Source organism: Solimonas aquatica (assembly GCF_900111015.1).
GTDB classification, from domain to species: domain Bacteria; phylum Pseudomonadota; class Gammaproteobacteria; order Nevskiales; family Nevskiaceae; genus Solimonas; species Solimonas aquatica.
Genome location: NZ_FOFS01000009.1, coordinates 56,746 through 79,429 on the forward strand (window position 1 = coordinate 56,746; position 22,684 = coordinate 79,429).

Genomic DNA, 22,684 nt, shown 5'->3' on the forward strand with positions numbered 1-22,684 from the left:
GCCTTCTCATTGACGGCCAACAAGCCTTCAATAGCCCCATGAAACCCACCGAACCCGAACCACTCGCCCACACCTGGATTGACGATGGCCAGGCGCTGGTCGCGGGTGCTTTGTTCGTGGCGCTGGGGATGACGATGTTTTCCTATGCAGGTCTGCTCACTGGCGGTGTTGCCGGCCTCGCCTTTCTGCTCAGCTATGCCACCGGCATCAGCCTGGCGCTGTGTTTCTTTCTGCTCAATCTGCCGTTCTTCTGGCTGTCCTGGTGGCACCTCGGGCGCGAGTTCACGCTGAAGAGTTTTCTGGCGGTGGCCCTGGTTTCTGCCTGCACGGCGCTAGCGCCCAAGCTGGTGCGCTTTGAACTGCTCAATCCCTGGCTGGCTGCGGTGCTGGGCGGTTTTCTGGTGGGCTTCGGCCTGCTGGCTTTGCTGCGGCATCGCGCCAGCGTCGGCGGCATCAATATTCTGGCGCACTGGCTGCAGCAGACCCGCGGCCTGAGCGCCGGCAAGATTCAGATGGCGTTCGATGTGCTGATTGTGATCAGCGCGCTGTTCGTGGTGTCGCCGGAGCGCATCCTGAAATCCTTGGTGGGCGCGCTGGCCATCGGCGCCATCCTCACGCTGAATCACAAGCCGGGCCGATACCTGGGCGTCTGAAGCGCAGCGGCCTGCATGGCAAGCGGCGGCGGCACAGCTCAAGGCATGGAAGGTTTGTGCCGACGCGCAGGGCGGAATGCGCGGCGCTGGCTTCACCCGACTCGCGCCGTGGCAAGATGCGTTCTGAACGGATCCACCCAGCCGCCATGCTCCCCCGCCCTCATCCCTTTCTCGGCTTTCTCGCCTGGCTGGCGCTGTGCGTTGCCAGCAGCAGTCTCGGTGCCATCGCCTCCATCAACGCGCGTTCGTTTTATGCCTCGCTGATCCGGCCGGACTGGGCACCGCCGGGCTGGGTGTTCGGGCCGGTGTGGTCCGCCTTGTTCCTGGCGATGGCCGTTGCCGCCTGGCTGGTCTGGCGCGTGCCACAGGACAGTCCGGCGCGGTCACGCGCGCTGCGCTGGTTTGTGATTCAGCTGGCGGCGAATGCCCTGTGGAGCTGGCTGTTCTTCGCCTGGCACCTGGGCGGCGCGGCGTTTGTGGAAGTGCTGCTGCTCTGGCTGCTGATTGCCAGCACCCTGCTCGCCTTCTGGCGCGTGCAGCGCCTCGCGGCCTTGCTGCTGCTGCCGTATCTGCTGTGGGTGAGCTTCGCGGCGGTGTTGAATTACACCGTGTGGCAGCTCAATCCGGGGCTGCTGGGTTGAAGGATGCGGGCTTGCCGAGCGGTTGGCGGCCTGGGCCGGAGAAGCATGGCGGGTTACGGCGCTTTCGCGCCTAACCCGCCCTACTGATCTTCTACGCTTCAGAACACCCACACCGCCGCGCGCACGGTCAGCACCGTCACCGGCCGCGAAGACATGCCGCCTTTGCCGATGCCATTCTGTTGCTGCCCCGCGCGCACTGACGGACGCGAGCCGTTTGCGGCCACCCCTTCGCAGTGTTACCTTGGTGACACCGCCGACGATAGAGCTGATCGTGTCCACCACCTCACTGAAAATTCCCGAAGACGTGAAGCAGCTGGCTGTCGCTGCCGCCAAGCAACAGGGCATCACCCCGCACGCCTTCATGGTCGATGCTATCCGTGTCGCGGCGAGCAATGCAGAGAAGCACTCACGCTTCGTCGCGGATGCGCTAGCCGCCAGGGCAAACGTGCTTGAATCCGGCAAGGGCTACGCAGCCGAGGATGTTCATGCCTATCTGCGGGCGCGGGCACAGGGCAAGCCCGCAGCCAAACCGAAGGCTAAGTCTTGGCGCGGATAATCTATGCCGCGCAGGCCTTGGCGGACCTTGATCGCGTCACCCGCTTTCTGGTTCAGAACGATCCGGCTGCAGCTCTGGCAACCGTTGACCTCATAACTGAAGCCGTACAAGTTCTCGCCAACCATCCCCTGATCGGGCGCCCCACAGAGCAAGACTTGCGAGAACTGGTCATCTCGCGTGGCGCTTCAGGCTATCTGGCCCTGTACAGCTACGAGGCGGAACACGACATCGTTTTCGTTCTGGCCGTCCGGCATCAGCGCGAAGCCGGCTACACGCCTGAATAGCACACCGCTCTTTGTCAGAACCGCCTGCCGCCTAAGCTGAGCGCCAGCCCCCGACGCCGGCAGCTCAGCGCTCCAGCTTCTGTGCGTCCTTCAGAACACCCACACCGCCGCCCGCACCGTCAGCGCCAACAGCACCAGCGAAGACACCGAGAAGATCGCGAAGCGCACTTCGATCTTGTTCACCAGCACCTGCACCAGGCTGTGCACCACGCGTAGCAGCACATAGGTCCAGGCCAGGTACAGGCTCACCGGCGTGCCGTCGCCGATGATGGCCAGGGTCAGCGCCACGGCGTAGAACAGCGTGGGCTGCTCCATCAGATGGTTGTAGTTGTCGGCCTTCCATCGCACCGTGGCCGGTAGCAGGGCCATCTGCTCGCCGCGCGGCGCCTGCGGGTCCATGCGCATTTTCATCTGCACGATGGCGGGAATGCGCGTGGCGTACATCCAGGCCCAGATCACGAAGGACCAGAGCACCAGCGCGATCACCGGCTGCAGTATGGACATGGTCAGCATCGAAAGCCCCGTCACTTGTCTTGATCTGGCTCGCAGCATAGCGCAAGGGAATCGGAACAGCCCCCGCGCCGTGCCCGCATCGATGGGATCAGGACGCCGGCAACTCCTTCACGTCCCAGCCACCACCCAGCGCCTTGATCAGCGTGATGCTGGCCTGCAGGCGGTTGTTGATGATGCCCAGCTGGCTGCGCTGGCTGCTCAGCGCCGTGGCCTGTGCGGCGGCGACGCTGGCGTAATCCACGGTGCCGGCCTTGTACTGATTCAGGGTCAGCTCGGCGGCCTGCAGCGCGGCCTGCGTGGCGGCGTCCTGCATCTGCTGCTCGCGCCGCAGAACCGCGAGCTGCGCCAGCGCATCCTCCACTTCCTGGAAAGCGGTGAGCACGCTGAGACGGTAGCTCGCCACCTGCCCGTCGTAGGCCGCATGCGCGGCTTCGACCTGCGCGCTGCGCGCGCCACCGTCGAACAGCGTGGCCGCCAGCTGCGGCCCCAGCGACCACACGCGATAAGGTGCTTCGAACCAGTGCGCGAAGCGGGAACTGTCATAGCCGCCGGAAGCGGAGAAACTGAGATCAGGGTAGTAAGCCGCCACCGCCACGCCGATCTGGGCATTGGCCGCCGCCATCGCGCGCTCGGCGGCGGCGACATCGGGCCGGCGCTGCAGCAGCGCCGCCGGCAGCGCGGCGGGAATCGCCGGCGGCTCGTAGCGATACGGCGTCGGCGCCAGCGCAAACTCCGCCGGCGGCTTGCCGACCAGCACCGCGATGGCGTGCTCGTATTGCGCGCGCTGCGCCTGCAGATCGATGGCGGCGGCCTGCGCGTTCTGCAGCTGCGCCTGCGCGCTGATCACATCGGCGCGCGTCGCCACACCGGCGGCATAACGGTTCTGGGCGATCTGATAGCTGCGCTGATAGGCGGCGATGGTCGCCTCGTACAGGCGCTGCTGCTCGTCGACGGCGCGCAGCTGGAAGTACGCGCTGGCCAGCTCGGCCTGCAGGCTCAGGCGGGCATTGGCCAGATCGGCGGCACTGGCCTGCGCACTGGCGCGCTGCGCCTCCACGTTGCGGCGCAGCTTGCCCCAGAGATCCAGCTCCCAGGCGGCATCGAGTCCGGCGCTGTAGCTGTTGCTCACGCCCGACACGCTGCTGGCGCTGCCGCGCCCGCTGCGCGTGACGGCCGCACTGGCGCCCACGCTCGGCAGCTGCGCGGCGCGGGCATTGCGCAGCAGCGCATGCGCCTGCCGATAAGCCGCCTCGCTGACGGCGATGCTGGCATTGGCGCGATTGAGTTCGGCCTGCAGCGCATCCAGCTGCGCATCACCGAAGCGCTGCCACCAGTCGCCGCGCGCCAGATCGTCGGCCGGCGCCGCCGGCTGCCAGCCCTCCGCCTCCTTGAACTGCGCGGGTGCCGTAAGCTCCGGCGCGTGGTAATCCGGCCCCACCGCGCAGGCGCCGCAGGCTGCGGCAGCCAGCAGCGACAGGCTGCGGATGATCGTAGTGCTCATGCTTGCAGCTCCAGGGAACCGCCTGGCGGCGGGCCGAAGCGCCGCTGCCAGCGGCGCCTGCTCCAGTGCCGGAAGCGGTCGAGATACAGATAGATCACCGGGGTGGTGTACAGGGTCAGCGCCTGGCTCAGCAGCAGGCCGCCGACGATGGCGATGCCCAGCGGCCGGCGCAGCTCGGCCCCCATGCCGGTGGCCAGGGCCAGCGGCAGCGCGCCGAACATCGCTGCCAGCGTGGTCATCATGATCGGGCGGAAGCGCAGCAGGCAGGCCTGGTAAATCGCCTCGCGCGGTGACAGGCCCTGACTGCGTTCGGCCTCCAGCGCGAAGTCGATCATCATGATCGCGTTCTTCTTGACGATGCCGATCAGCAGGATGATGCCGATCAGCGCGATCAGGGTGAAGGCCTTGCCGCAGATCAGCAGCGCCAGCAGCGCGCCCACGCCCGCCGACGGCAGGGTGGAGAGAATGGTCAGGGGATGCACATAGCTTTCGTAGAGCATGCCCAGCACCACGTACACCGCCGCCAGCGCCGCCAGAATCAGCAGCGGGGTGTTGCCGCTGCTGTCCTGCGCGGTGCGCGCGGTGCCGGCGAAGCCGCCGTGGATGCTGGCCGGCACATGCAGACGCAGCATCGCGGCGCGGATCGTTGCCTCGGCCTCGGCCAGCGTGCGCTTGGGCGCCAGATCGAAAGACAGCGTGCTGGCGGCAAACTGGCCCTGATGATTCACCGCCAGCGGCGCGCTGCCGGGCACCAGAGTGGCGAAGGCCGAGAGCGGCACCATGGTTTCCTGCGTGCCGCTCACCGGACTGCCGGTGGAAGCGCCGCGGGTGTTGCCGGTGCTGACGTTCTTGGCATTGAGCACGGCATCGCTGCCGCTGGCGCTGCTGCCGCCCGAGGAATAAGTGCTGCTCGCGGCATTGCTGGACTGCGTGCCGCTGGCGGCGGCGCCGGACACACTCACCCACAGCTGCTTCAAGGTCTCCGGGCTCTGCAGGAAACGCGGCGCCAGCTCCATCACCACCGAATACTGATTGGTGCTGTCGTAGATGGTGGACACCGTGCGCTGACCGAAAGCATCGTAGAGCGTGTTGTCGATCTGCCGTGCGTTCAGGCCCAGGCGCGCGGCGGTCAGTCGATCCACCTGCACCTGGGTCTGCAAGCCCGCGTCCTGCTGGTCACTGTTCACATCCAGCAGCACCGGATCGTCCTGCAGCGCTTCCACCAGCTTGGGCGTCCACTCGCGCAGCAGGGCGGTGTCGTCGGCCTGCAAGGTGTACTGATAGGTGGAATTGGCCTGGCGCCCGCCCACGCGCAGGGTCTGTTCGGGCATGAAGAACAGCCGCGCGCCCGGCACCTGCGCGGCCTGCTGGCGCAGGCGCGCGATCACGCTGCTGATGTCCTCCTTGCGCTCGCTCAGCGGCTTGAGCGTGATGAACATGGTGCCGGAGTTGGTGCTGCGGCCGCCGGTGAAGGCGACGAAGGCCTGCACCGCCGGATCAGCCTTCACGATCGCGGCAAAGGCCTGCAGCTTGTCGCGCATGGCCTGGAAGGAAATGCTCTGGTCGCCGCGGATATTGCCCATCATCGAGCCGTTGTCCTCGCTGGGGAAGAAGCCCTTGGGCGAGACGATGAACAGCCAGATGTTGAGCAGCACCGTGAGCAGCAGCATCAGCGCCGTGAGTCCGGCATTGTCCAGGGCCCAGCCCAGGCTGCGCCGGTACCCGTCGAGCATGCCGGCATACAGCCTTGCGCCCCAGCGGTTCCTGGGTTCATGCGTTTCGGTCCTGGGCTTGAGCAGACGCGCGCACATCATCGGTGTGGTGACCAGCGAGACCAGCAGCGAGACCAGCACCGCCACCGCCAGCACCACCGCGAATTCGCGGAACAGACGTCCCACCATGCCGCTCATCAGCAGGATCGGCAGGAATACCGCCACCAGCGACAGACTCATCGACAGCACGGTGAAGCCGATCTCGCGCGCACCCTGCAGCGCGGCTTCCAGCCGCGTCTTGCCGGCCTCCAGATGTCGCGAGATGTTTTCCAGCACCACCACCGCGTCATCGACCACGAAGCCGGTGGCGATGGTCAGCGCCATCAGCGAAAGATTGTTCAGGGAGTAGCCAAGCAGCAGCATCACGCCGAAGGTGCCCAGCAGCGACACCGGCACCGCCACCGAGGGAATCAGGGTGGCGCGCCAGTCACGCAAGAACAGGAACACCACCAGCACCACCAGCAGCACCGACACCAGCAGGCTCACCTCCACCTCGTGCAGCGAACGGCGGATCGACAGGCTGCTGTCGCGCACCAGACTCACCTGCACCGAGGCCGGCAGCGCCGCCTGCAGCTGCGGCAGCAAGGCCTTGAGCTGATCGATGGTGGCGATGACATTGGCGCCCGGCTGCTTGGTGATCAGCACCAGCACCGCCGGCCGGCCGTTGTACAGGCCTTCGTTGCGCACGTTCTCGACGCTGTCCCTGATCTCGGCCACGTCGGTCAGCCGCACCGCCACGCCCTTGCGGTAGGCGATCAGCAGATCCTGATAGTCGGCGGCGCGACGCGTGCGGTCGTTGGTGTAGATCTGCCAGCGCAGGCCGCCGCCCTCCACCGCGCCCTTGGGACTGTTGGCATTGGCCGCCGACAGCGCGGAGCGCACGTCTTCCAGGCCGATGCCGTACTTGAACAGCGCCTCGGGATTGAGCTCCACGCGCACCGCCGGTGCCGAAGCCCCGCTGACATCCACCTGTCCCACGCCGCTCACCTGCGACAGGCGCTGCTGCACCACGGTGGAAGCCGCGTCGTAAATCTGCGCGCGGCTGAGCGTGGGCGAGGTCAGCGCCAGAATCAGGATCGGCATGTCGGCCGGATTCATCTTGCGGTAGGTGGGATTGCTCTTCAGCGCCACCGGCAGATCCACGCGCGCGGCATTGATCGCCGCCTGCACATCGCGCGCCGCGCCATCGATGTCGCGGCTCAGGTCGAACTGCAGCGTGATGCGCGTGCTGCCCAAGGAACTCTGGGAGCTCATCTCGGTGACATCGGCAATCGTGCCCAGGTGCCGCTCCAGCGGCGTGGCCACGGTGGCCGCCATGGTTTCCGGGCTGGCGCCGGCCATGTTGGCGGTGACGGCGATGGTGGGAAAGTCCACCTGCGGCAGCGCCGCCACCGGCAGGCGCGTGAATGCCGCAAGGCCCGCCAGCGCCACGCCCAGGGTCAGCAGCGTGGTCGCCACCGGCCGGCGGATGAAGATCGCCGAGAAGCTCACGGCGTCACCGCCGCGTCATCCTGGCCGCGCCAGCGCCGCACACGGCGCGCCAGGCGGTCGAAGGCCAGATAGATCACCGGCGTGGTGAACAGGGTCAGCAGCTGACTGAGGATCAGACCACCGACGATGGCAATGCCCAGCGGCTGGCGCAGCTCGGCACCGCTGCCATGACCGAGCATCAGCGGCAGCGCCGCCAGCAGCGCCGCCAGCGTGGTCATCATGATCGGCCGGAAGCGCAGCAGGCAGGCCTGATAGATCGCCTCCTGCGGGCTGCGCTGCTGCTGACGCTCGGCCTCCAGCGCGAAGTCGATCATCATGATCGCGTTCTTCTTGACGATGCCGATCAGCAGGATGATGCCGATGATGCCCATCACGCCCAGCTCGGTGCCGGACAGCATCAGGGCCAGCAGCGCCCCGACGCCGGCCGAAGGCAGGGTCGAGAGAATGGTCACCGGATGAATGAAGCTCTCGTAGAGCACGCCCAGCACGATGTACACGGTGATGATCGCCGCCAGAATCAGCAGCGGCTCATTGCTGGCGCTGTTCTCGTAGGCCTGCGCCGCGCCCTGGAAGCTGGTGTAGAGACTGTCCGGCAAGCCGATCCCGCGCTCGGCCGCCTCGATCGCCGCCACCGCATCGCCCAGGGCCACGCCCTCGGCGAGATTGAAGGACACCGTCGCCGCCGGGAACTGCGCGAGATGATTCACCACCAGCGGCATCGCGCGCTCATGGATGGTGGCGATGGCGGACAGCGGCACCTGCGTGCCGCCGCTGCCGGGCACGCGCAGCTGCCCCAGGGACTGCGGCGACTGCTGCAGCGCCGGATCGGCTTCGAGAATCACACGGTACTGATTGGACTGCGTGAAGATGGTGGAGACGATGCGCTGGCCGAAGGCGTCGTACAGCACATTGTCCACCGTGGCCGGCGTGATGCCGAAGCGCGCGGCGGTGGCGCGGTCGATCTCGATGTAACTGGCCAGGCCATGATCCTGCAGATCGCTGGTGACATCGCGCAGCGGTGCCAAGCCCTGCAGCTTGTCCAGCAGCCTGGGCACCCACTCGGCGAGCAGGGCATCGCTGGGCGCCTGCAGGATGAACTGATACTGCGTGGCGCTGACGGTATCGGACAGCGTCAGGTCCTGCACCGGCTGCAGATAGAGCTGGATGCCGGGCAGCTGTGCCACCGCCTGGTTCAGACGCTTGATCACGGTCTGCACCTCATCACGGCGCTGTTCGCGCGGCTTGAGCGCGATCTGCAGACGGCCGCTGTTGAGCGTGATGTTGGAGCCGTCCACGCCGATGGACGAGGACAGGCTCAGCACATCGGGGTCCTTGAGAATGACATCGACCAGCGCCTGCTGGCGCTGCGCCATCGCCGCGAAGGACACCGAGGACGGCGCCACGCTCACGCCCTGGATCATGCCGGTGTCCTGCGCCGGGAACAGGCCCTTGGGAATCAGCCAGTACAACAGCACGGTGAGCAGCAGCGTGGCCACCGCCAGCAGCAGGGTCGCGCCCTGACGCTGCAAGACCCAGCGCAGCGCCAGGGCGTAACGATCCAGCAGGCGCTGGAACAGCTGCGCGCTGAGCTGCGCGATGCGCCCCGCCGGCGTCGCGGACAGCCCGCTGGCGGCCGCGGGACGCTGACGCAGCAGTCGCGCCGACAGCATCGGCACCAGGGTCAGTGAAACCAGCGCGGAAATCAGGATGGTGACCGCCAGTGTCACCGCAAACTCATGGAACAGGCGCCCGACCACATCGCCCATGAACAGCAGCGGGATCAGCACCGCAATCAGCGACACGGTCAGCGAGACGATGGTGAAACCGATCTGCCGCGAGCCTTTCAGCGCCGCTTGCAGCGGACTCTCGCCCTCTTCGATGTAGCGCATGATGTTTTCGATCATGACGATGGCATCGTCCACCACGAAACCGGTGGCGATGGTCAGCGCCATCAGCGAGAGATTGTCGATGCTGTAACCGAGCAGATACATCACCGCAAACGTGCCGACGATGGACAGCGGCACGGACAGGCTGGGAATCAGGGTCAGCGACAGATCGCCCAGAAAGGCATAAATGACCAGCACCACCAGCAGCACCGAGAGCAGCAGCTCCAGCTGCACATTGCGCACCGAGGCGCGGATGGTTTCGGTGCGGTCGCTGAGCAGCTGCACCTGCACCGCCGCCGGCAGCGAGGCCTGCAGCTGCGGCAGCATGGTCTTGATGCGCGCCACGGTCTGGATCACGTTGGCGCCGGGCTGGCGCTGGATGTTGAGAATCAGCGCCGGCTCGCGTCCGGCCCAGGCCGCAAGCCGGTTGTTCTCGGCGTCTTCGCCGATCAGCGCGACATCGCGCAGCAGCACCGGCCGGCCCTCGCGATAGGCGATCACCAGATCGGCGTATTCCTCGGGGCTCTTGAGCTGATCGTTGGCGTCGATGGTGTAGGCGCGCGAAGGCCCGTCGAAGCTGCCCTTGGCGCCGCTGACATTGGCATTGCCGATGGTGCTGCGCAGATCGTCCAGGTTCAGGCCGTAGGCCGAGAGGCTGTGGAGATTGGCACGGATGCGCACCGAGCGCCGCTGTCCGCCGCCGATGCTGACCAGACCCACGCCGGAGAGCTGCGAGATTTTCGCCGCGACGCGCGTCTGCAGCAGGTCCTGCACCTGGGTCAGCGGCAGGGATTGCGAGGTGAAGGCCAGCACCATGATCGGCGCGTCGGCGGGATTGACCTTGGCGTACACCGGCGGCTGCGGCAGATCGGAAGGCAGCAGGCTGCTGCCGGCATTGATCGCCGCCTGCACCTGCTGCTCGGCGACATCCAGCACCATGTCCAGCGTGAACTGCAGGGTGATGCGCGAGGCGCCGGCCGAACTCTGCGAACTCATGCGCTTGAGCCCCGGCATCTGCCCGAGCTGGCGTTCCAGCGGTGCGGTCACCGAGGAAGCCATGACCTCGGGGCTGGCACCGGGATAGAAGGTCTGCACCTGGATGGTGGGGTAATCCACATCCGGCAGCGAGGACACCGGCAGCTGGCGATAGCCCAGCACGCCCACCAGCAGGATGGCGAGCATCAGCAGCGAGGTCGCCACCGGCCGCAGGATGAACAGCTGCGAAGGGTTCATGACTGCGAAGGATTCATGCGCCGTGCACCCGTGCCGTCCGCATCAGGGTCCGCCGTCCGGCGGCGGGCGGCGGTGGCGGCGCGGCTTGTCGCCGCCGTTCTTCTGCGGCGCCGGCGTCGCGGCGCCGGCGATGCTCACGCTCATGCCGTCCTTGAGCTGGTCGGCGCCATCGCTGACCACGGTCTCGCCGCCTTCCAGGCCGGCGCTGACCGCCACGCGTTCGCCGTCCACGGGCCCCAGCGTCACCGCTCTCATCGCCACCGTGTTGTCCGGCTTCACCAGGTACACGAAGCTGCCCTGCGAACCGCGCTGCACCGCCGACACCGGCAGCACCGGCACCTGCTCCAGCGTCCTGGCCAGCACCCGCACGTTGACGAACTGATTGGGGAACAGGCTGGCATCACGGTTCTCGAACTGCGCGCGCAGCTTGACGGTGCCGGTGCTGGTGTCGATCTGATTGTCCAGCACCGTCACCCGCCCCTGCGCCAGCTGCCGGGCATTGGCGCGGTCGAAGGCCTGGACTTCCAGGCCCTGCCCGGCCGCCATCGCCTCGTGCAGCGCCGGGATGTCGTCCTCGGGCAGCGAGAACAGCACGCTGATCGGCGTCTGCTGCGTGATCACCACCAGCCCGGCGCTGTCGCCGGGGCTCACATAATTGCCGGGGTCCACCTGGCGCAGACCCAGGCGTCCGCCGATGGGCGCCACCACATTGCAGTAGCGCAGATTGAGCTGCGCCGTCGCCACCTGCCCTTCATCGCTGGCCACCGCACCTTCGTACTGCTTCACCAGCGCCGCCTGCGTGTCATAGGTCTGCTGCGCCACCGAATCCTGCGTCAGCAGCGTCTGATAGCGCGCCAGATCCAGACGCGCGTTCTCCAGCAAGGCGCGGTCACGCTGCAGCGCGCCCTGAACCTGCTTGAGCTGCGCTTCATAGGGCCGCGGATCGATCAGCGCCAGCGCCGCGCCTGCCTTCACCGTGTCGCCCTCCTTGAAGCGGACTTCCATCAGCTGGCCGCTGAGCTGTGCGTGCACGGTGGCGGTGGCCAGCGGCGTGACGGTGCCCAGCGCGGTGAAATACACCTTCATCTGCTCGCGCTTCACGGTCTGCACCGCCACCGGCAGCGCACCCCCGCGCATGCCGCCGGACGGGCCCTTGCCGGCATCGCCGGCGCGATCCGCACCCCGCAGGCCGAGCCAGACGATGGCCATCGTCACCAGCGCCATCAACGCCAGGGCGATCAGCCGGCTGCGCCAGCGTCGCGCCGGTTTCTTGTTCGAGCTTGCTTCCACTTACGGGACTCCAGGGTTTTGCGCACAAGCCCGCACATGATAGGCAGGGCAGCAGCGTCATCGCGCCGACATTTACCAATCGTTACCTGCACGGCCAAAAGAAAAGGGCCGGCGATGCTGGCCGGCCCTTTTCGACATCCACCACAGGCACAAGTTTTAGGCGACGCGCTCCAGCACCGTGGCCACACCCTGACCCATGCCGATGCACATGGTCGCCAGACCGAACTGCGCGTTCTTCTCGTTGAGCACATGCGCCAGCGCGCCGGTGATGCGCGCGCCCGAGCAGCCCAGCGGATGCCCCAAGGCAATGGCGCCGCCCTTGAGGTTGATGCGGTCCATGCGCTCGGTGAGCTTGAGATCCTTGAGCACCGCCAGCGACTGCGCGGCGAAGGCTTCGTTGAGCTCGAAGTAGTCGATGTTGCTGACCTCCAGGCCGGCGCGCTTGAGCGCCTTCTGGCTGGCCGGCACCGGACCGATGCCCATGATCGAGGGATTGCAGCCGGCGGCGGCCATGCTCACCACCTTGGCCAGGGGCTTGAGGCCCAGGGCCTTGGCCTTGTCGGCGGCCATGATCAGCACGCAGGAGGCGCCGTCGGAAATCGCCGAGCTGTTGCCGGCGGTCACCGAACCCTTGGGATTGAAGGCGGGCTTGAGCTTGGCCAGATCGTCGATGTTGGCATCGGCGCGCACCACCTCGTCGAAGTCCACCACCAGCGGCGTGCCGTCGGCGTCGTGACCTTCGGTGGCCACCATCTCGTTCTTGAACTCGCCGTTCTTCCAGGCGGCGTAGGCCTTCTGGTGCGAGGCCAGCGCGAACGCGTCCTGGCTCTTGCGGTCGATCTGATGCGTCTGCGTCAGCATCTCGGCGGTCAGGCCCATCATCGCCGCCGCCTTGGCGGTGTTGATGGACATCTCCGGCGCGCCGTCGAAGCCGTGCGTCATCGGCACATGGCCCATGTGCTCGACGCCGCCGCAGATGTAGGTGTCACCCACGCCGGCCTTGATGCTGGCCACGGCGGTGTGGATGGCGCTCATCGAGGAACCGCACAGGCGGTTCACGGTCTGGCCGGCCACGGTCTGCGGCAGGCCGGCGAGCAGCGCGGCATTGCGCGCAATGTTGAAGCCCTGCTCCAGGGTCTGCAGCACGCAGCCCCAGATCACGTCTTCCACCTCGGCGGGCTTGAGCGCCGGGTTGCGCTTGAGAATCTGCTTCATCAGATGCGCCGAGAGCACCTCGGCGCGGACATTGCGGAACACGCCGCCGCGGGAGCGGCCCATGGGCGTGCGGATCGCATCGACAATGACGACATCGGTAGTCATGTATTACTCCAGATCAGTAAGCGCGCGCGCTTACTTCGAATAGAAAGTCTTGCCAGCGGCGGCCATCTGCTTCATCGATTCGGTGGGCTCGTAGAGCTTGCCCAGGTGCGCGTACTTGGCGCACTTCTCGATGACGGTCTTCATGCCCAGGGTGTCGGCGTACTTGAGCGCGCCGCCACGGAAGGGAGGAAAGCCGATGCCGTAGATCAGGCCCATGTCGGCCTCGTTCGGGGTTTCGACGATGCCGTCGTCCAGGCAGCGCACGGTCTCGATGATCATCGGCAGCATGTGGCGCTCGATGATCTCTTCATCACTCATGTCCACCTGGCCCTTGGGCTGGGCGGCCTTGAGCAGCTCGTAGGACACCGGATCGGCGACCTTCTTCGGCTTGCCCTTGGGATCGGTCTCGTACTTGTAGAAGCCCAGGCCGTTCTTCTGGCCGAAGCGCTTGGCCTCGTACATCACGTCCAGCGCGCTCTTGCCTTCGCCGCGACCCATGCGGTCGGGATAACCGGCGGCCAGCACCTCGCCGACGTGATGCGCGGTGTCCATGCCGACCACGTCTTCCAGGTAGGCCGGGCCCATGGGCCAGCCGAACTTCTCCATCACCTTGTCGATCTTGGCGAAGTCGGCGCCGTCACGGATCGCGGCCATGAAGCCGAAGAAGTACGGGAACAGGATGCGGTTGACCAGGAAGCCCGGGCAGTTCTTGACCACGATGGGCGTCTTGCCCATGGTGCCGGCGTAGGCCGCGATGGTGGCGATGGCCTCCTTGCTGGTCTTCTCGCCGTAGATCACTTCCACCAGCGGCATGCGATGCACGGGGTTGAAGAAGTGCATGCCCAGGAAGTTTTCCGGGTGCTTGAGCGCGCTGGCCAGCTCGTCGATGGAGATCGAGGAGGTGTTGGAGGCGATGATGGTGCCCGGCGCGACCAGGCTTTCCACCTCGGCCAGCACCGACTTCTTGATCTTGGGGTTCTCGACCACGGCCTCGACGACCACGTCGATGTTCTGGAACTCGCTGTAGCTGAGCACCGGCCGGATCGAGGCCAGCACCTCACCCGCCTTCTCCGGCTTGAGCTTCTTGCGCTCCACCTGCTTGGACAGCAGCTTGTTGGCCTCGGACATGCCCAGGGCCAGCTGCTTTTCGGCGATGTCCTTCATCACCACCGGCACGCCCTTCACGGCGCTGGTGTAAGCGATGCCGCCGCCCATGATGCCGGCGCCCAGCACCGCCGCCTGCTTCACCGGCTTGGCCAGCTTCTGCGCGGCCTTGGCCTTCTTCTTGAGCAGCTGGTCGGAGAGGAAGATGCCGATCAGGGCATCGGCGGCCGTGCTCTTGGCGATCTTGGCAAAACCCTGGCCTTCGATCTTCAGGGCTTCGTCGCGCCCCTTGGAAGCGCCCTTCTGGATGGCTTCCACCGAAGCCAGCGGCGCCGGCATGTTGGGGCCGGCCTGCTGCGCCACGAAAGCCTTGGAGGTTTCAAACACCATCATGCCTTCGATGGCGTTGAGCTGCAGCGGGCCCTTCTTCTGGGCGCGGCGCGCCTGCCAGTCCAGCTTGCCGGCCACGGCCTGGTCCAGGATCTTGAACGCCGCCTCGCGCAGCTTGGCGGTCGGCACCACGCCGTCCACGGCATGCACCTTGAGCGCCGCCACAGCCTTCTGCTGCGGGCCGCCGGCCACCCATTCGATGGCATTGTCGGCACCGCACAGGCGTGCAAAACGCACCGTGCCGCCGAAACCGGGGAACAGGCCGAGCTTGACCTCGGGGAAACCCACCTGGCCGGTTTCGTCGAGCACGCGGTAATCCGTGCACAGCGCCATCTCGAAACCGCCGCCCAGGGCCAGGGCATTGATCGCGGTGACCGAGGGGAACGGCAGATCCTCGATGGCATTGAACAGCTGGTTGGCTTCCAGGGCCCAGCGGGCGATCTCTTCCTCGGACTGCTGGAAGTTCCTGCCGAACTCGGTGATGTCGGCGCCGACGATGAAGGAGCTCTTGGCGCTGGTGACGATCAGACCCTTGGCGCCGCTGCCTTGCAGGGCCTTGCCGGCCTCGCCGAGTTCGGCGACGGTGCGCGCGTCGAATTTATTGATCGCATCACCCTGGCGATCGAAGCAGAGCTCGGCATAGCCGTTGTCCAGACGCGTGACGCGGATGGACTGCCCCTCGTAAAGATTAGTGTTGGACATAGTTACGGACCTTGAGTTGACGATGTGAAAAACCAAAAAAATGGGGCGATCTTGCGCATCGGGGACGCCTTGGGCCGGTCCCGCGCAAGTCAAGGGCCGGGATGATAGCCCTCGCCGGAAAGCCAGGTAAACCGCCGCGCAGACAGCCGCGCGCGCGCGCAGCGCACATATTTTCATATCAATGTTTTGACAAGCCGATTTGTGCAGCCCTACACTCAAACGCGACTTTTTGGGAGAAAAGTCAAGGGGAGTGCATGACGGCTTTCGAGCAGGTTTTTGCGCAGCATGAGACCAGGCCCCGCAGCGCATTTGCGGCGCTTCCATGCGCACCGCCCGACACCGCTTCCCGTGACGATTTCTTCGCGCGCAGCATCCGCGGCGGCGGGGCTTTTGCCGCAACCGCAGAGTTTGAGGACCGGCGCAGCTTGGCGCGCGAGCTGCCTTTATTTCGGTCTGCCGCGTCTTACGACGCATTATCCCGGCCCGCAACGGCCGTAACCTGCATGGAGCGTGTCTAGCTTATGAAGAAGTCCGCGAAAAAGGGCACGGCCAAGGCCGTGAAGAAGGCGGCGGCGAAGAAAGTGGTGAAAAAAGCAGCCAAGGCAGCGAAAGCGGTCAAGGCTGTGAAGAAAGTCGCCAGCAAGAAGCCGGGCAAAGCCAAATCCACGCTCTCCTCCCTGAAGAGCAAGGCCAAGAAGGCCGTCGCCCAGGTCAAGGCCAAGGCCAAGAAGGCCGTGAAGTCGGCCAAGAAAGTCGAAGCCAAGGCCAAGAAGGCCGTGAAGTCGGCCAAGACCGCCGTGCGCAAGGCAGAGAAGAAAGCCAGCGCCGTGGTCAGGAAGGATGTGAAGAAAGCGCAGGTGCAGATCAAGAAGATCGAAAAGAAGGTCAAGGCTGTCGAGAAAAAGGTCGAGAAGAAGGTGAAGGCCGTCGAGAAGAAGGTCGAGCGCGCCGCCGCCCCGGTCGTGGCCGCCGTGCAGAACATCACGCCCTCGCCGCTGTCACGCGCCTTCCTCGCCACCTCGCAGGGCAAGAAGGAAGTGGCCGAACATCCCGAAGCGCCCGCCTCCGAAGCACCTGCCGAAGCAGCGGCTGCGCCGGCCAGCAGCGAGACGCCTTCGAACTGAAGCCGCGCTTTTCCAGGCTGATTCGCAAAAGCCCGCCACCCGGCGGGCTTTTTGTTTGCGGCCGGGACGGCTACATTCATCCGTCCATCCGCATTGCCGAATCAAAAAAGCCCCTCATGAGTCTCAGTCTCGACCAGAGCACCGCCCTGTGCAGCCTGCTGTCCGACGCCAGCCGCCTGCGCCTGCTGTTGCTGCTGGAACAGACCGAGCTGTCGGTGGCGGAGCTGACCGAGATCACCGGGCTGGCGCAGAGCCGCGTGTCCACGCATCTGGCGCGGCTGAAGCGCGCGCAGCTGGTGCAGGACAAGCGTGCCGGTAACGCCGCGTATTACTCGGCCGCCACGCAGGACGAGGAGACCGGGGCACTCTGGCAGCTGCTGCGGGCCCGCCTGGACGACAGCCTGCTGCGCCTGGACCGCGAGCGCGCCGAGCAGGTGGTGGCGGCCCGCAAGCACGGCCAGACCTGGGCCGAATCGGTGGCCGGGCGCATGGAGCTGCATTACTCGCCGGGCCGCACCTGGGAGGCCACGGCGCGCGCGCTGATCGGCCTGCTGACCCTGGGCGAGGTGGCGGACATCGGCAGCGGCGACGGGGTGCTGGCCGAGCTGATCGCCGAGCACGCGCATTCGGTGACCTGCGTCGATATCAGTGCCACGGTGATTGCCGCCGCCCGCAAGCGTCTGGCGCGACTGCCCTCGGTACGTTTCGTGGAGGCGGACATGCACGCCCTGCCCCTGCCCAGCGGGCATTACGACCATGTCTTTCTCATGCACGCGCTGGCCTACACCCGCGAGCCCAAGCTGGTACTGCAGGAAGCCGCGCGCCTGCTCAAGCCGGGCGGCCGGCTGGTGCTGGCAGCGCTGGCCGAGCATCGCCATGAAGAAACCATGCGCGCCTACGACCACGTGAATCTGGGCATCAGCCCGGAGCAGCTGCGCCGCAAGCTCGGCGCGGTGGGCCTGAGCGTGGAAAGCTGCCGGATCAGCTCCCACGAGCCCCGGCCGCCGTACTTCGGCGTGGTCACCGCACTGGCGCGCAAGGACTGAAAGCGCGCCTCGCCCCGCGAGCTTCAGGCCTTCTCCACCGGCAGATCGCTCTTCCACAGGCACTTGCCCTTGCCTGCGATCTTCTTCAGGCGCGCCTGATGCGCGGCGAGTTCCTCGCTGCTGGCGCCGAGCACCGGCAGCGGCGCGTCACGGATGCCCAGCAATTCGGCGAAGCGTGAGCGACGACGCTCGCCGCTGGCTTCATCATCGAGCGTGAGCTTGCTCTGGCCGCCGGTCATGGCCAGGTAGACATCGGCCAGCAGGCGTGCGTCGAGCAGGGCGCCGTGATATTCGCGGTGCGAGTTGTCGATGCCGTAGCGCTTGCACAAGGCGTCCAGGTTCACCTTCTGCCCCGGGTGCAGACGCCGCGCCATGGCCACGGTGTCGGTGACCGTGCACACCTCGTCCAGCCTCTGCGCAAACCCCACGCGCGCGAACTCGGCATTGAGAAAGCCCATGTCGAAGGTGGCGTTGTGAATCACCAGCTCCGCGCCCGCCAGATAGTCCCAGATCTCCTTGGCCAGCTCGGCAAAGCGCGGCTCCTTGGCCACGCGCTCGTTGCTGATGCCGTGCACCTTCACCGCACCGGCGTCGATCTCACGTTCCGGATTGAGGAAGCGGTGGAAATTGTTCTGCGTCGGCCGGCGGTTCTTCAGCTCGATGCAGCCGATTTCGATGATGCGGTGACCCAGATCGACTTCCAGGCCGGTGGTTTCGGTATCGAGAACGATCTGGCGCATTTTTTTGTGAGAGGTGAGATGTGAGAGCCCAGACGAAACGCCGCTCAGCCGGCGAAGCGCACGATTTTCAGCGCCAGTTCCAGCGCCTGTTCGTAGTTGAGGCGCGGATCGACCGTCGAACGGTAAGCCCGCTCCAGATCGGCGTTGGAGAGGTTGCGCGCGCCGCCCGTGCATTCGGTGACATCTTCGCCGGTCAGCTCCAGATGCACGCCGCCCAGCTGCGCGCCACAGGCGGCGTGTATGGCGAAGGACTGCTCGACCTCGGAAAGAATCTTCTCGAAGGGCCGGGTCTTGAGACCATTGGGTGTGCTGATGGTGTTGCCGTGCATGGGATCGCAGAGCCAGAGCACGCGATGGCCGGCCTTGGCCACAGCCTCGATGAGCCGGGGCAGATGGTCGCCGATCTTGTCGGCGCCCATGCGATGGATGAGGGTGAGCCGGCCCGGCTCGTTTTCCGGATTGAGCACGCGGCACAGATCCAGCACCCAGTCCACGCTCATCGAGGGGCTCACCTTCACGCCCATGGGGTTCTGGATGCCGCGGCAGTACTCCACGTGCGCGCCACCGATCTCGGCGGTGCGCATGCCGATCCAGGGGAAATGCGTGGACAGGTTGTACCAGCCCGGCGCGCGCGGCACGCGGCGCGTCTGCGCCTGTTCATACCAGAGCAGCAGGGCCTCGTGCGAGGTGTAGAAGTCCACGCGCTGAAAATCGCTGATCGGCGCGCCGGCCAGCTTCTCCATGAAGCGCAGGGAATCGCCCAGGGCATCGACCATGCGCTGGTAGTCCGCCGCCAGCGGCGAGTGCTGCACCCAGTCCAGATCCCAGTACTCGGGGTGATGCAGATCGGCAAAGCCGCCGTCGATCAGACCGCGCACGAAGTTGATGGTCAGTGCCGAGCGCATATGCCCTTCGAGCAGGCGCTGCGGATCGGGAATGCGCGCCTCCGGCGTGAAGGCCGGGGCATTGACCAGATCCCCGCGATAGCTGGGCAGGCTGATGCCATCCTTGGTCTCCAGGTCTGCCGAGCGCGGCTTGGCGTACTGCCCGGCGAAGCGGCCGATGCGCAACACACGCTTGCGCAGGCCGTGCACCAGCACCAGCGACATCTGCAGCAGCACCTTCAGGCGGCTGACGATCAGCTGCGGCTGGCAGTCGGCAAAGGACTCCGCGCAATCGCCGCCCTGCAGCACGAAGAACTCGCCGGCCTGCGCCCGCGCCAGCTGGCTCTTCAGGGCGTTGACCTCCCAGGAAGTGACCAGCGGCGGCAGCTGGCCCAGTTCGCTGATGGCGCGCTGCAGCGCCTCGGCGTCGGGATAGTTCGGCTGCTGCGTGGCGGGCTTGCGCTGCCAGGAATCGGGCAGCCAGTCGCTTGGAATTTCAAGACTCACGGGATCGGGGCACTGCGGCGATAATGGACGGCCATTATAAGACCCGCCGCCAGACCGCCTTCGCGATGACCGCCGCCGCCCCTTTCAGCGAACACACGCCGCTGATGCAGCAGTACTTCGGCATCAAGTCCCAGCATCCGGACACCCTGGTGCTGTTCCGCATGGGCGATTTCTACGAGCTGTTCTTCGATGACGCCCGCAAGGCCGCGCGCCTGCTCAACATCACCCTGACCACGCGCGGCGAGTCGGCCGGCGCGCCCATCGTCATGGCCGGCGTGCCGCACCATGCGCTCGAACAGTATCTGGCGCGGCTGATCAAGGCCGGCGAATCGGCGGTGATTGCCGAGCAGGTCGGCGAGGTCGGCGCCGAGAAAGGTCCGGTGAAGCGCGAGGTCACGCGCATCGTCACGCCCGGCACCGCCACCGACGAGGCCCTGCTCGATGCCCGCGCGCAGTCCCTGCTCGCCGCCGTCTGCGAGCTGGACGGCGCGCACGGCCTGGCCTGGCTGGAACTCTCCTCGGGCCGCTTCAGCGTGCTGCAGACGGCGTCCGCCGCCGAGGCCGCCGCCGAGCTCTACCGCCTGCGGCCCAGCGAGCTGCTGGCGCCCGAACATCAGGCCGGCACGCACAGCGCACGCACCCGCCCGCTCTGGCACTTCGACGCGAGCAGCGCCTACCGCCTGCTCTGCGAACAGTTTGCGACGCAGGACCTGCGCGGCTTCGGCGCCCAGCATCTGCCGGCCGCGATTGCCGCCGCCGGCGCGCTGCTGCAGTACGTGCAGGAGACGCAGAAGTCGCAGCTGCCGCATCTGCGCAGCCTGCGCGTGGAGAACACCAGCGAAGCGCTGATTCTCGACGCCGCCACGCGCCGCAACCTGGAAATCGACCGCTCGCTGTCCGGCAGCCACGAGCACACCCTGCTCAGCGTCATCGATTCCTGCGTCAGCGCCATGGGCGCGCGCGCCCTGCTGCGCTGGCTGAACCGGCCGCTGCGCGATCAGGCGCAGCTCAATGCCCGCTACGACGCGGTGGCGAGTCTGGCCGACGCGCAGCCGCAGGGCAGCGGCGACGAGCGCCTGCGCCGCGCCCTGCGCGAGATCGCCGATCTGGAGCGCATCCTGGCGCGTGTGGCGCTGCGCTCGGCGCGGCCACGCGATCTGGCCGGCATCGCCGTCACCCTGGCCGCCCTGCCCGCCGTGCGCGAGGCCTTGCGCGGCTGCGAGGCGCCGCTGCTCACCGAACTGGCCGCGCGCCTGGGCGAGGACGAAACCCTGCTGCGGCACCTGCAGTCCGCCCTGGCCGAGGAACTGCCCTTGCTGGCGCGCGACGGCGGCGTGTTCCGCAGCGGCTTCGACGCCACGCTCGACCAGCTGCGCCAGCTCTCCGAAAACGCCGACGGCTTTCTGGTGGATCTGGAGACGCGCGAGCGCGCACGCAGCGGCATCGAGACCCTGAAGGTCGGCTACAACCGCGTCCACGGTTACTACATCGAGGTCGGCAAGACCCACGCCGCGAAGATTCCCGCCGACTACACGCGCCGCCAGACGCTCACCCATTACGAGCGCTACATCACCGAGGAACTCAAGCAGTTCGAAGACCAGGTGCTGTCGGCACGCGATCGCGCGCTGGCGCGCGAGAAGGCCTTGTACGAGGCGCTGCTGGATCGCGTCGCGGCGGATCTGCCGCTGCTGCAGGCCACCGCGCAGGCCCTGGCCGAGCTGGACGTGCTGGCCTGCTTTGCCGAGCGCAGCCGCGCCTTGCGCCTGTGCCGGCCGCAGCTGACACGCGAGCCCGGCATCGAGATCCGCGCCGGCCGCCATCCGGTGGTGGAGCAGACCCTGCAGCAGCCCTTCGTGCCCAACGATGTGCAGCTGGACGAGGACCGCCGCCTGCTGATCATCACCGGCCCGAACATGGGCGGTAAGTCCACCTACATGCGCCAGACCGCGCTGATCGTGCTGCTCGCGCACAGCGGCTGCTTCGTGCCGGCGGAGTCGGCGCGCATCGGCGCCATCGACCGCATCTTCACGCGCATCGGCGCCGCCGATGATCTGGCCTCGGGCCAGTCCACCTTCATGGTGGAGATGAGCGAAACCGCCAACATCCTGCACAACGCCACGGCGCAATCGCTGGTGCTGATGGACGAGATCGGGCGCGGCACCTCCACCTACGACGGCCTGTCGCTGGCGCGCGCGGTGGCCGAGTATCTGGCGCGCGAGCTGAAAGCCTACTGCCTGTTCGCCACGCATTACTTCGAGCTCACCTCGCTGCCCGAGACCCTGCCCGGCATCGCCAACGTGCATCTGGACGCCGCCGAATATCAGGACGAGTCCGGCGAGCGCCTGGTGTTCCTGCACAACGTCCGCCAAGGTCCGGCCAATCGTTCCTTCGGCCTGCAGGTCGCGGCCCTGGCCGGCGTGCCGCAGGCGGTGATCCGCGCCGCGCGCGCGCATCTGCAGGAACTCGAAGCGCGGCCCGCGCCGCACAGCGACAAGGCCGCGCCGGTCACGCCGCAGCTCTCGCTGTTCGCGCCGCCGCCTTCGGCCGCGCTGCGCATGCTCGATGCGCTCGCGCCCGACGAACTCAGTCCGCGCGCGGCCCTGGATGCGCTGTATGCTCTGAAGAAAGCCCGCGAGCAGGAACGCTGATGGACAAGGCTTTTCCCCGCACCCCCGCGCCACCCTACTACGCCGTGATCTTCAGCTCGCGGCGCAGCGCCGTCGAAGCCGGCTACGAGGACATGGCCCTGCGCATGGCCGAGCTGGCGCAGCAGCAGCCCGGCTTCCTGGGCATGGAAAGCGCACGCGATGCGCAGGGCTTCGGCATCACGGTGTCCTACTGGCAGACCCTGGAAGACATCACCGCCTGGCGCCGTCACGCCGAACACCGTCTCGCCCAGCAAACCGGCCGGCGCGACTGGTACCGCCACTACGAGCTGCGCGTGGCGCGCGTGGAGCGCGCCTACAACAAGCCGGATTGAGGCGCGGCCGCGGTCAGGCGCCGGCCGCGCAGGTACCGGACGATCTTGAACAGGCGGTCGGCACGGC

General features: G+C 66.8%; 17 protein-coding genes. 8 read left to right on the forward strand and 9 right to left on the reverse strand.

All coding sequences use genetic code 11. The features are described from left to right. Nucleotides 1-38: 38 nt before the first annotated feature. From BMY12_RS11940 to BMY12_RS11955, 4 genes are all read left to right on the forward strand, one after another. Nucleotides 39-653 carry a YitT family protein gene (locus BMY12_RS11940; protein ID WP_093286397.1) on the forward strand — a complete coding sequence of 205 codons (615 nt, stop codon included), beginning with the start codon at nucleotides 39-41 and terminating at the stop codon, nucleotides 651-653. 146 nt (nucleotides 654-799) lie between these two features. Next, nucleotides 800-1,294: a TspO/MBR family protein gene (locus BMY12_RS11945; RefSeq protein ID WP_093286400.1), complete on the forward strand. Its 495-nt coding sequence runs from the start codon at nucleotides 800-802 to the stop codon at nucleotides 1,292-1,294. 271 nt (nucleotides 1,295-1,565) lie between these two features. Next, nucleotides 1,566-1,850: a hypothetical protein gene (locus BMY12_RS11950; protein ID WP_143068944.1), complete on the forward strand. Its 285-nt coding sequence runs from the start codon at nucleotides 1,566-1,568 to the stop codon at nucleotides 1,848-1,850. Next, entirely contained in the window at nucleotides 1,838-2,134 is a 297-nt protein-coding gene (locus tag BMY12_RS11955; protein WP_093286406.1) for a type II toxin-antitoxin system RelE/ParE family toxin, read from the forward strand. The genes BMY12_RS11950 and BMY12_RS11955 overlap by 13 nt, the downstream gene beginning before the upstream one ends. A 90-nt stretch (nucleotides 2,135-2,224) precedes the next feature. On the opposite strand, the gene BMY12_RS11960 is transcribed toward BMY12_RS11955, so the two are convergent. From BMY12_RS11960 to fadB, 7 genes are all read right to left on the reverse strand, one after another. Next, on the reverse strand, nucleotides 2,225-2,638 hold the full coding sequence (locus BMY12_RS11960; RefSeq protein WP_177188970.1) for an MAPEG family protein: 414 nt from the start codon (nucleotides 2,636-2,638) through the stop codon (nucleotides 2,225-2,227). A gap of 97 nt (nucleotides 2,639-2,735) precedes the next feature. Further along, on the reverse strand, nucleotides 2,736-4,148 hold the full coding sequence (locus BMY12_RS11965; RefSeq protein WP_093286408.1) for an efflux transporter outer membrane subunit: 1,413 nt from the start codon (nucleotides 4,146-4,148) through the stop codon (nucleotides 2,736-2,738). Continuing rightward, nucleotides 4,145-7,411 carry an efflux RND transporter permease subunit gene (locus BMY12_RS11970; RefSeq protein WP_093286411.1) on the reverse strand — a complete coding sequence of 1,089 codons (3,267 nt, stop codon included), beginning with the start codon at nucleotides 7,409-7,411 and terminating at the stop codon, nucleotides 4,145-4,147. Before BMY12_RS11970 ends, BMY12_RS11965 begins: the two co-directional genes overlap by 4 nt. Then, nucleotides 7,408-10,530, reverse strand: coding sequence for a multidrug efflux RND transporter permease subunit (locus tag BMY12_RS11975; protein ID WP_093286413.1), 3,123 nt, complete (start codon nucleotides 10,528-10,530; stop codon nucleotides 7,408-7,410). The genes BMY12_RS11970 and BMY12_RS11975 overlap by 4 nt, the downstream gene beginning before the upstream one ends. A 42-nt stretch (nucleotides 10,531-10,572) precedes the next feature. Continuing rightward, nucleotides 10,573-11,820, reverse strand: coding sequence for an MdtA/MuxA family multidrug efflux RND transporter periplasmic adaptor subunit (locus BMY12_RS11980; protein WP_093286416.1), 1,248 nt, complete (start codon nucleotides 11,818-11,820; stop codon nucleotides 10,573-10,575). A gap of 156 nt (nucleotides 11,821-11,976) precedes the next feature. Further along, complete coding sequence (gene fadA / locus BMY12_RS11985; protein WP_093286418.1) at nucleotides 11,977-13,140, reverse strand: acetyl-CoA C-acyltransferase FadA; 1,164 nt, start codon at nucleotides 13,138-13,140, stop codon at nucleotides 11,977-11,979. Between the two features lie 30 nt (nucleotides 13,141-13,170). Further along, nucleotides 13,171-15,336: a fatty acid oxidation complex subunit alpha FadB gene (gene fadB / locus BMY12_RS11990; RefSeq protein ID WP_093286420.1), complete on the reverse strand. Its 2,166-nt coding sequence runs from the start codon at nucleotides 15,334-15,336 to the stop codon at nucleotides 13,171-13,173. A gap of 521 nt (nucleotides 15,337-15,857) precedes the next feature. Here fadB and BMY12_RS20345 point away from each other — a divergent pair. Together BMY12_RS20345 and BMY12_RS12010 are read left to right on the forward strand one after the other, a co-directional pair. Continuing rightward, complete coding sequence (locus tag BMY12_RS20345) at nucleotides 15,858-16,460, forward strand: hypothetical protein (protein ID WP_177188971.1); 603 nt, start codon at nucleotides 15,858-15,860, stop codon at nucleotides 16,458-16,460. Between the two features lie 116 nt (nucleotides 16,461-16,576). After that, nucleotides 16,577-17,506, forward strand: coding sequence for a metalloregulator ArsR/SmtB family transcription factor (locus BMY12_RS12010; RefSeq protein ID WP_093286429.1), 930 nt, complete (start codon nucleotides 16,577-16,579; stop codon nucleotides 17,504-17,506). A 23-nt stretch (nucleotides 17,507-17,529) separates the two neighbouring features. Here the strand turns inward: BMY12_RS12010 and dnaQ are convergent, their stop codons facing one another. Then, nucleotides 17,530-18,246 (reverse strand): DNA polymerase III subunit epsilon, encoded by a 717-nt coding sequence (gene dnaQ / locus BMY12_RS12015; RefSeq protein WP_093286430.1) that lies wholly within the window; start codon nucleotides 18,244-18,246, stop codon nucleotides 17,530-17,532. Nucleotides 18,247-18,290: 44 nt separating this feature from the next. Beyond that, a complete protein-coding gene (locus BMY12_RS12020; RefSeq protein WP_093286431.1) occupies nucleotides 18,291-19,637 on the reverse strand; it encodes a class II 3-deoxy-7-phosphoheptulonate synthase in 1,347 nt (448 codons plus the stop codon). A gap of 23 nt (nucleotides 19,638-19,660) precedes the next feature. Here BMY12_RS12020 and mutS point away from each other — a divergent pair, with 23 nt between their 5' ends. Continuing rightward, nucleotides 19,661-22,285: a DNA mismatch repair protein MutS gene (gene mutS, locus BMY12_RS12025; RefSeq protein ID WP_245732476.1), complete on the forward strand. Its 2,625-nt coding sequence runs from the start codon at nucleotides 19,661-19,663 to the stop codon at nucleotides 22,283-22,285. After that, entirely contained in the window at nucleotides 22,285-22,617 is a 333-nt protein-coding gene (locus tag BMY12_RS12030) for an antibiotic biosynthesis monooxygenase family protein (protein WP_093286434.1), read from the forward strand. The genes mutS and BMY12_RS12030 overlap by 1 nt, the downstream gene beginning before the upstream one ends. Nucleotides 22,618-22,684 lie beyond the last annotated feature (67 nt).

Coding starts and splice junctions, on each gene's coding strand:
- dnaQ (WP_093286430.1), bottom strand. CDS start 18,246: ATGCGCCAGATCGTTCTCGATACCGAAACCACCGGCCTGGAAGTCGAT.
- BMY12_RS20345 (WP_177188971.1), top strand. CDS start 15,858: ATGAAGAAGTCCGCGAAAAAGGGCACGGCCAAGGCCGTGAAGAAGGCG.
- BMY12_RS11960 (WP_177188970.1), bottom strand. CDS start 2,638: ATGTCCATACTGCAGCCGGTGATCGCGCTGGTGCTCTGGTCCTTCGTG.
- fadA (WP_093286418.1), bottom strand. CDS start 13,140: ATGACTACCGATGTCGTCATTGTCGATGCGATCCGCACGCCCATGGGC.
- fadB (WP_093286420.1), bottom strand. CDS start 15,336: ATGTCCAACACTAATCTTTACGAGGGGCAGTCCATCCGCGTCACGCGT.
- BMY12_RS12030 (WP_093286434.1), top strand. CDS start 22,285: ATGGACAAGGCTTTTCCCCGCACCCCCGCGCCACCCTACTACGCCGTG.
- BMY12_RS11945 (WP_093286400.1), top strand. CDS start 800: ATGCTCCCCCGCCCTCATCCCTTTCTCGGCTTTCTCGCCTGGCTGGCG.
- BMY12_RS11940 (WP_093286397.1), top strand. CDS start 39: ATGAAACCCACCGAACCCGAACCACTCGCCCACACCTGGATTGACGAT.
- BMY12_RS12010 (WP_093286429.1), top strand. CDS start 16,577: ATGAGTCTCAGTCTCGACCAGAGCACCGCCCTGTGCAGCCTGCTGTCC.
- mutS (WP_245732476.1), top strand. CDS start 19,661: ATGGACGGCCATTATAAGACCCGCCGCCAGACCGCCTTCGCGATGACC.
- BMY12_RS11975 (WP_093286413.1), bottom strand. CDS start 10,530: ATGAACCCTTCGCAGCTGTTCATCCTGCGGCCGGTGGCGACCTCGCTG.
- BMY12_RS11965 (WP_093286408.1), bottom strand. CDS start 4,148: ATGAGCACTACGATCATCCGCAGCCTGTCGCTGCTGGCTGCCGCAGCC.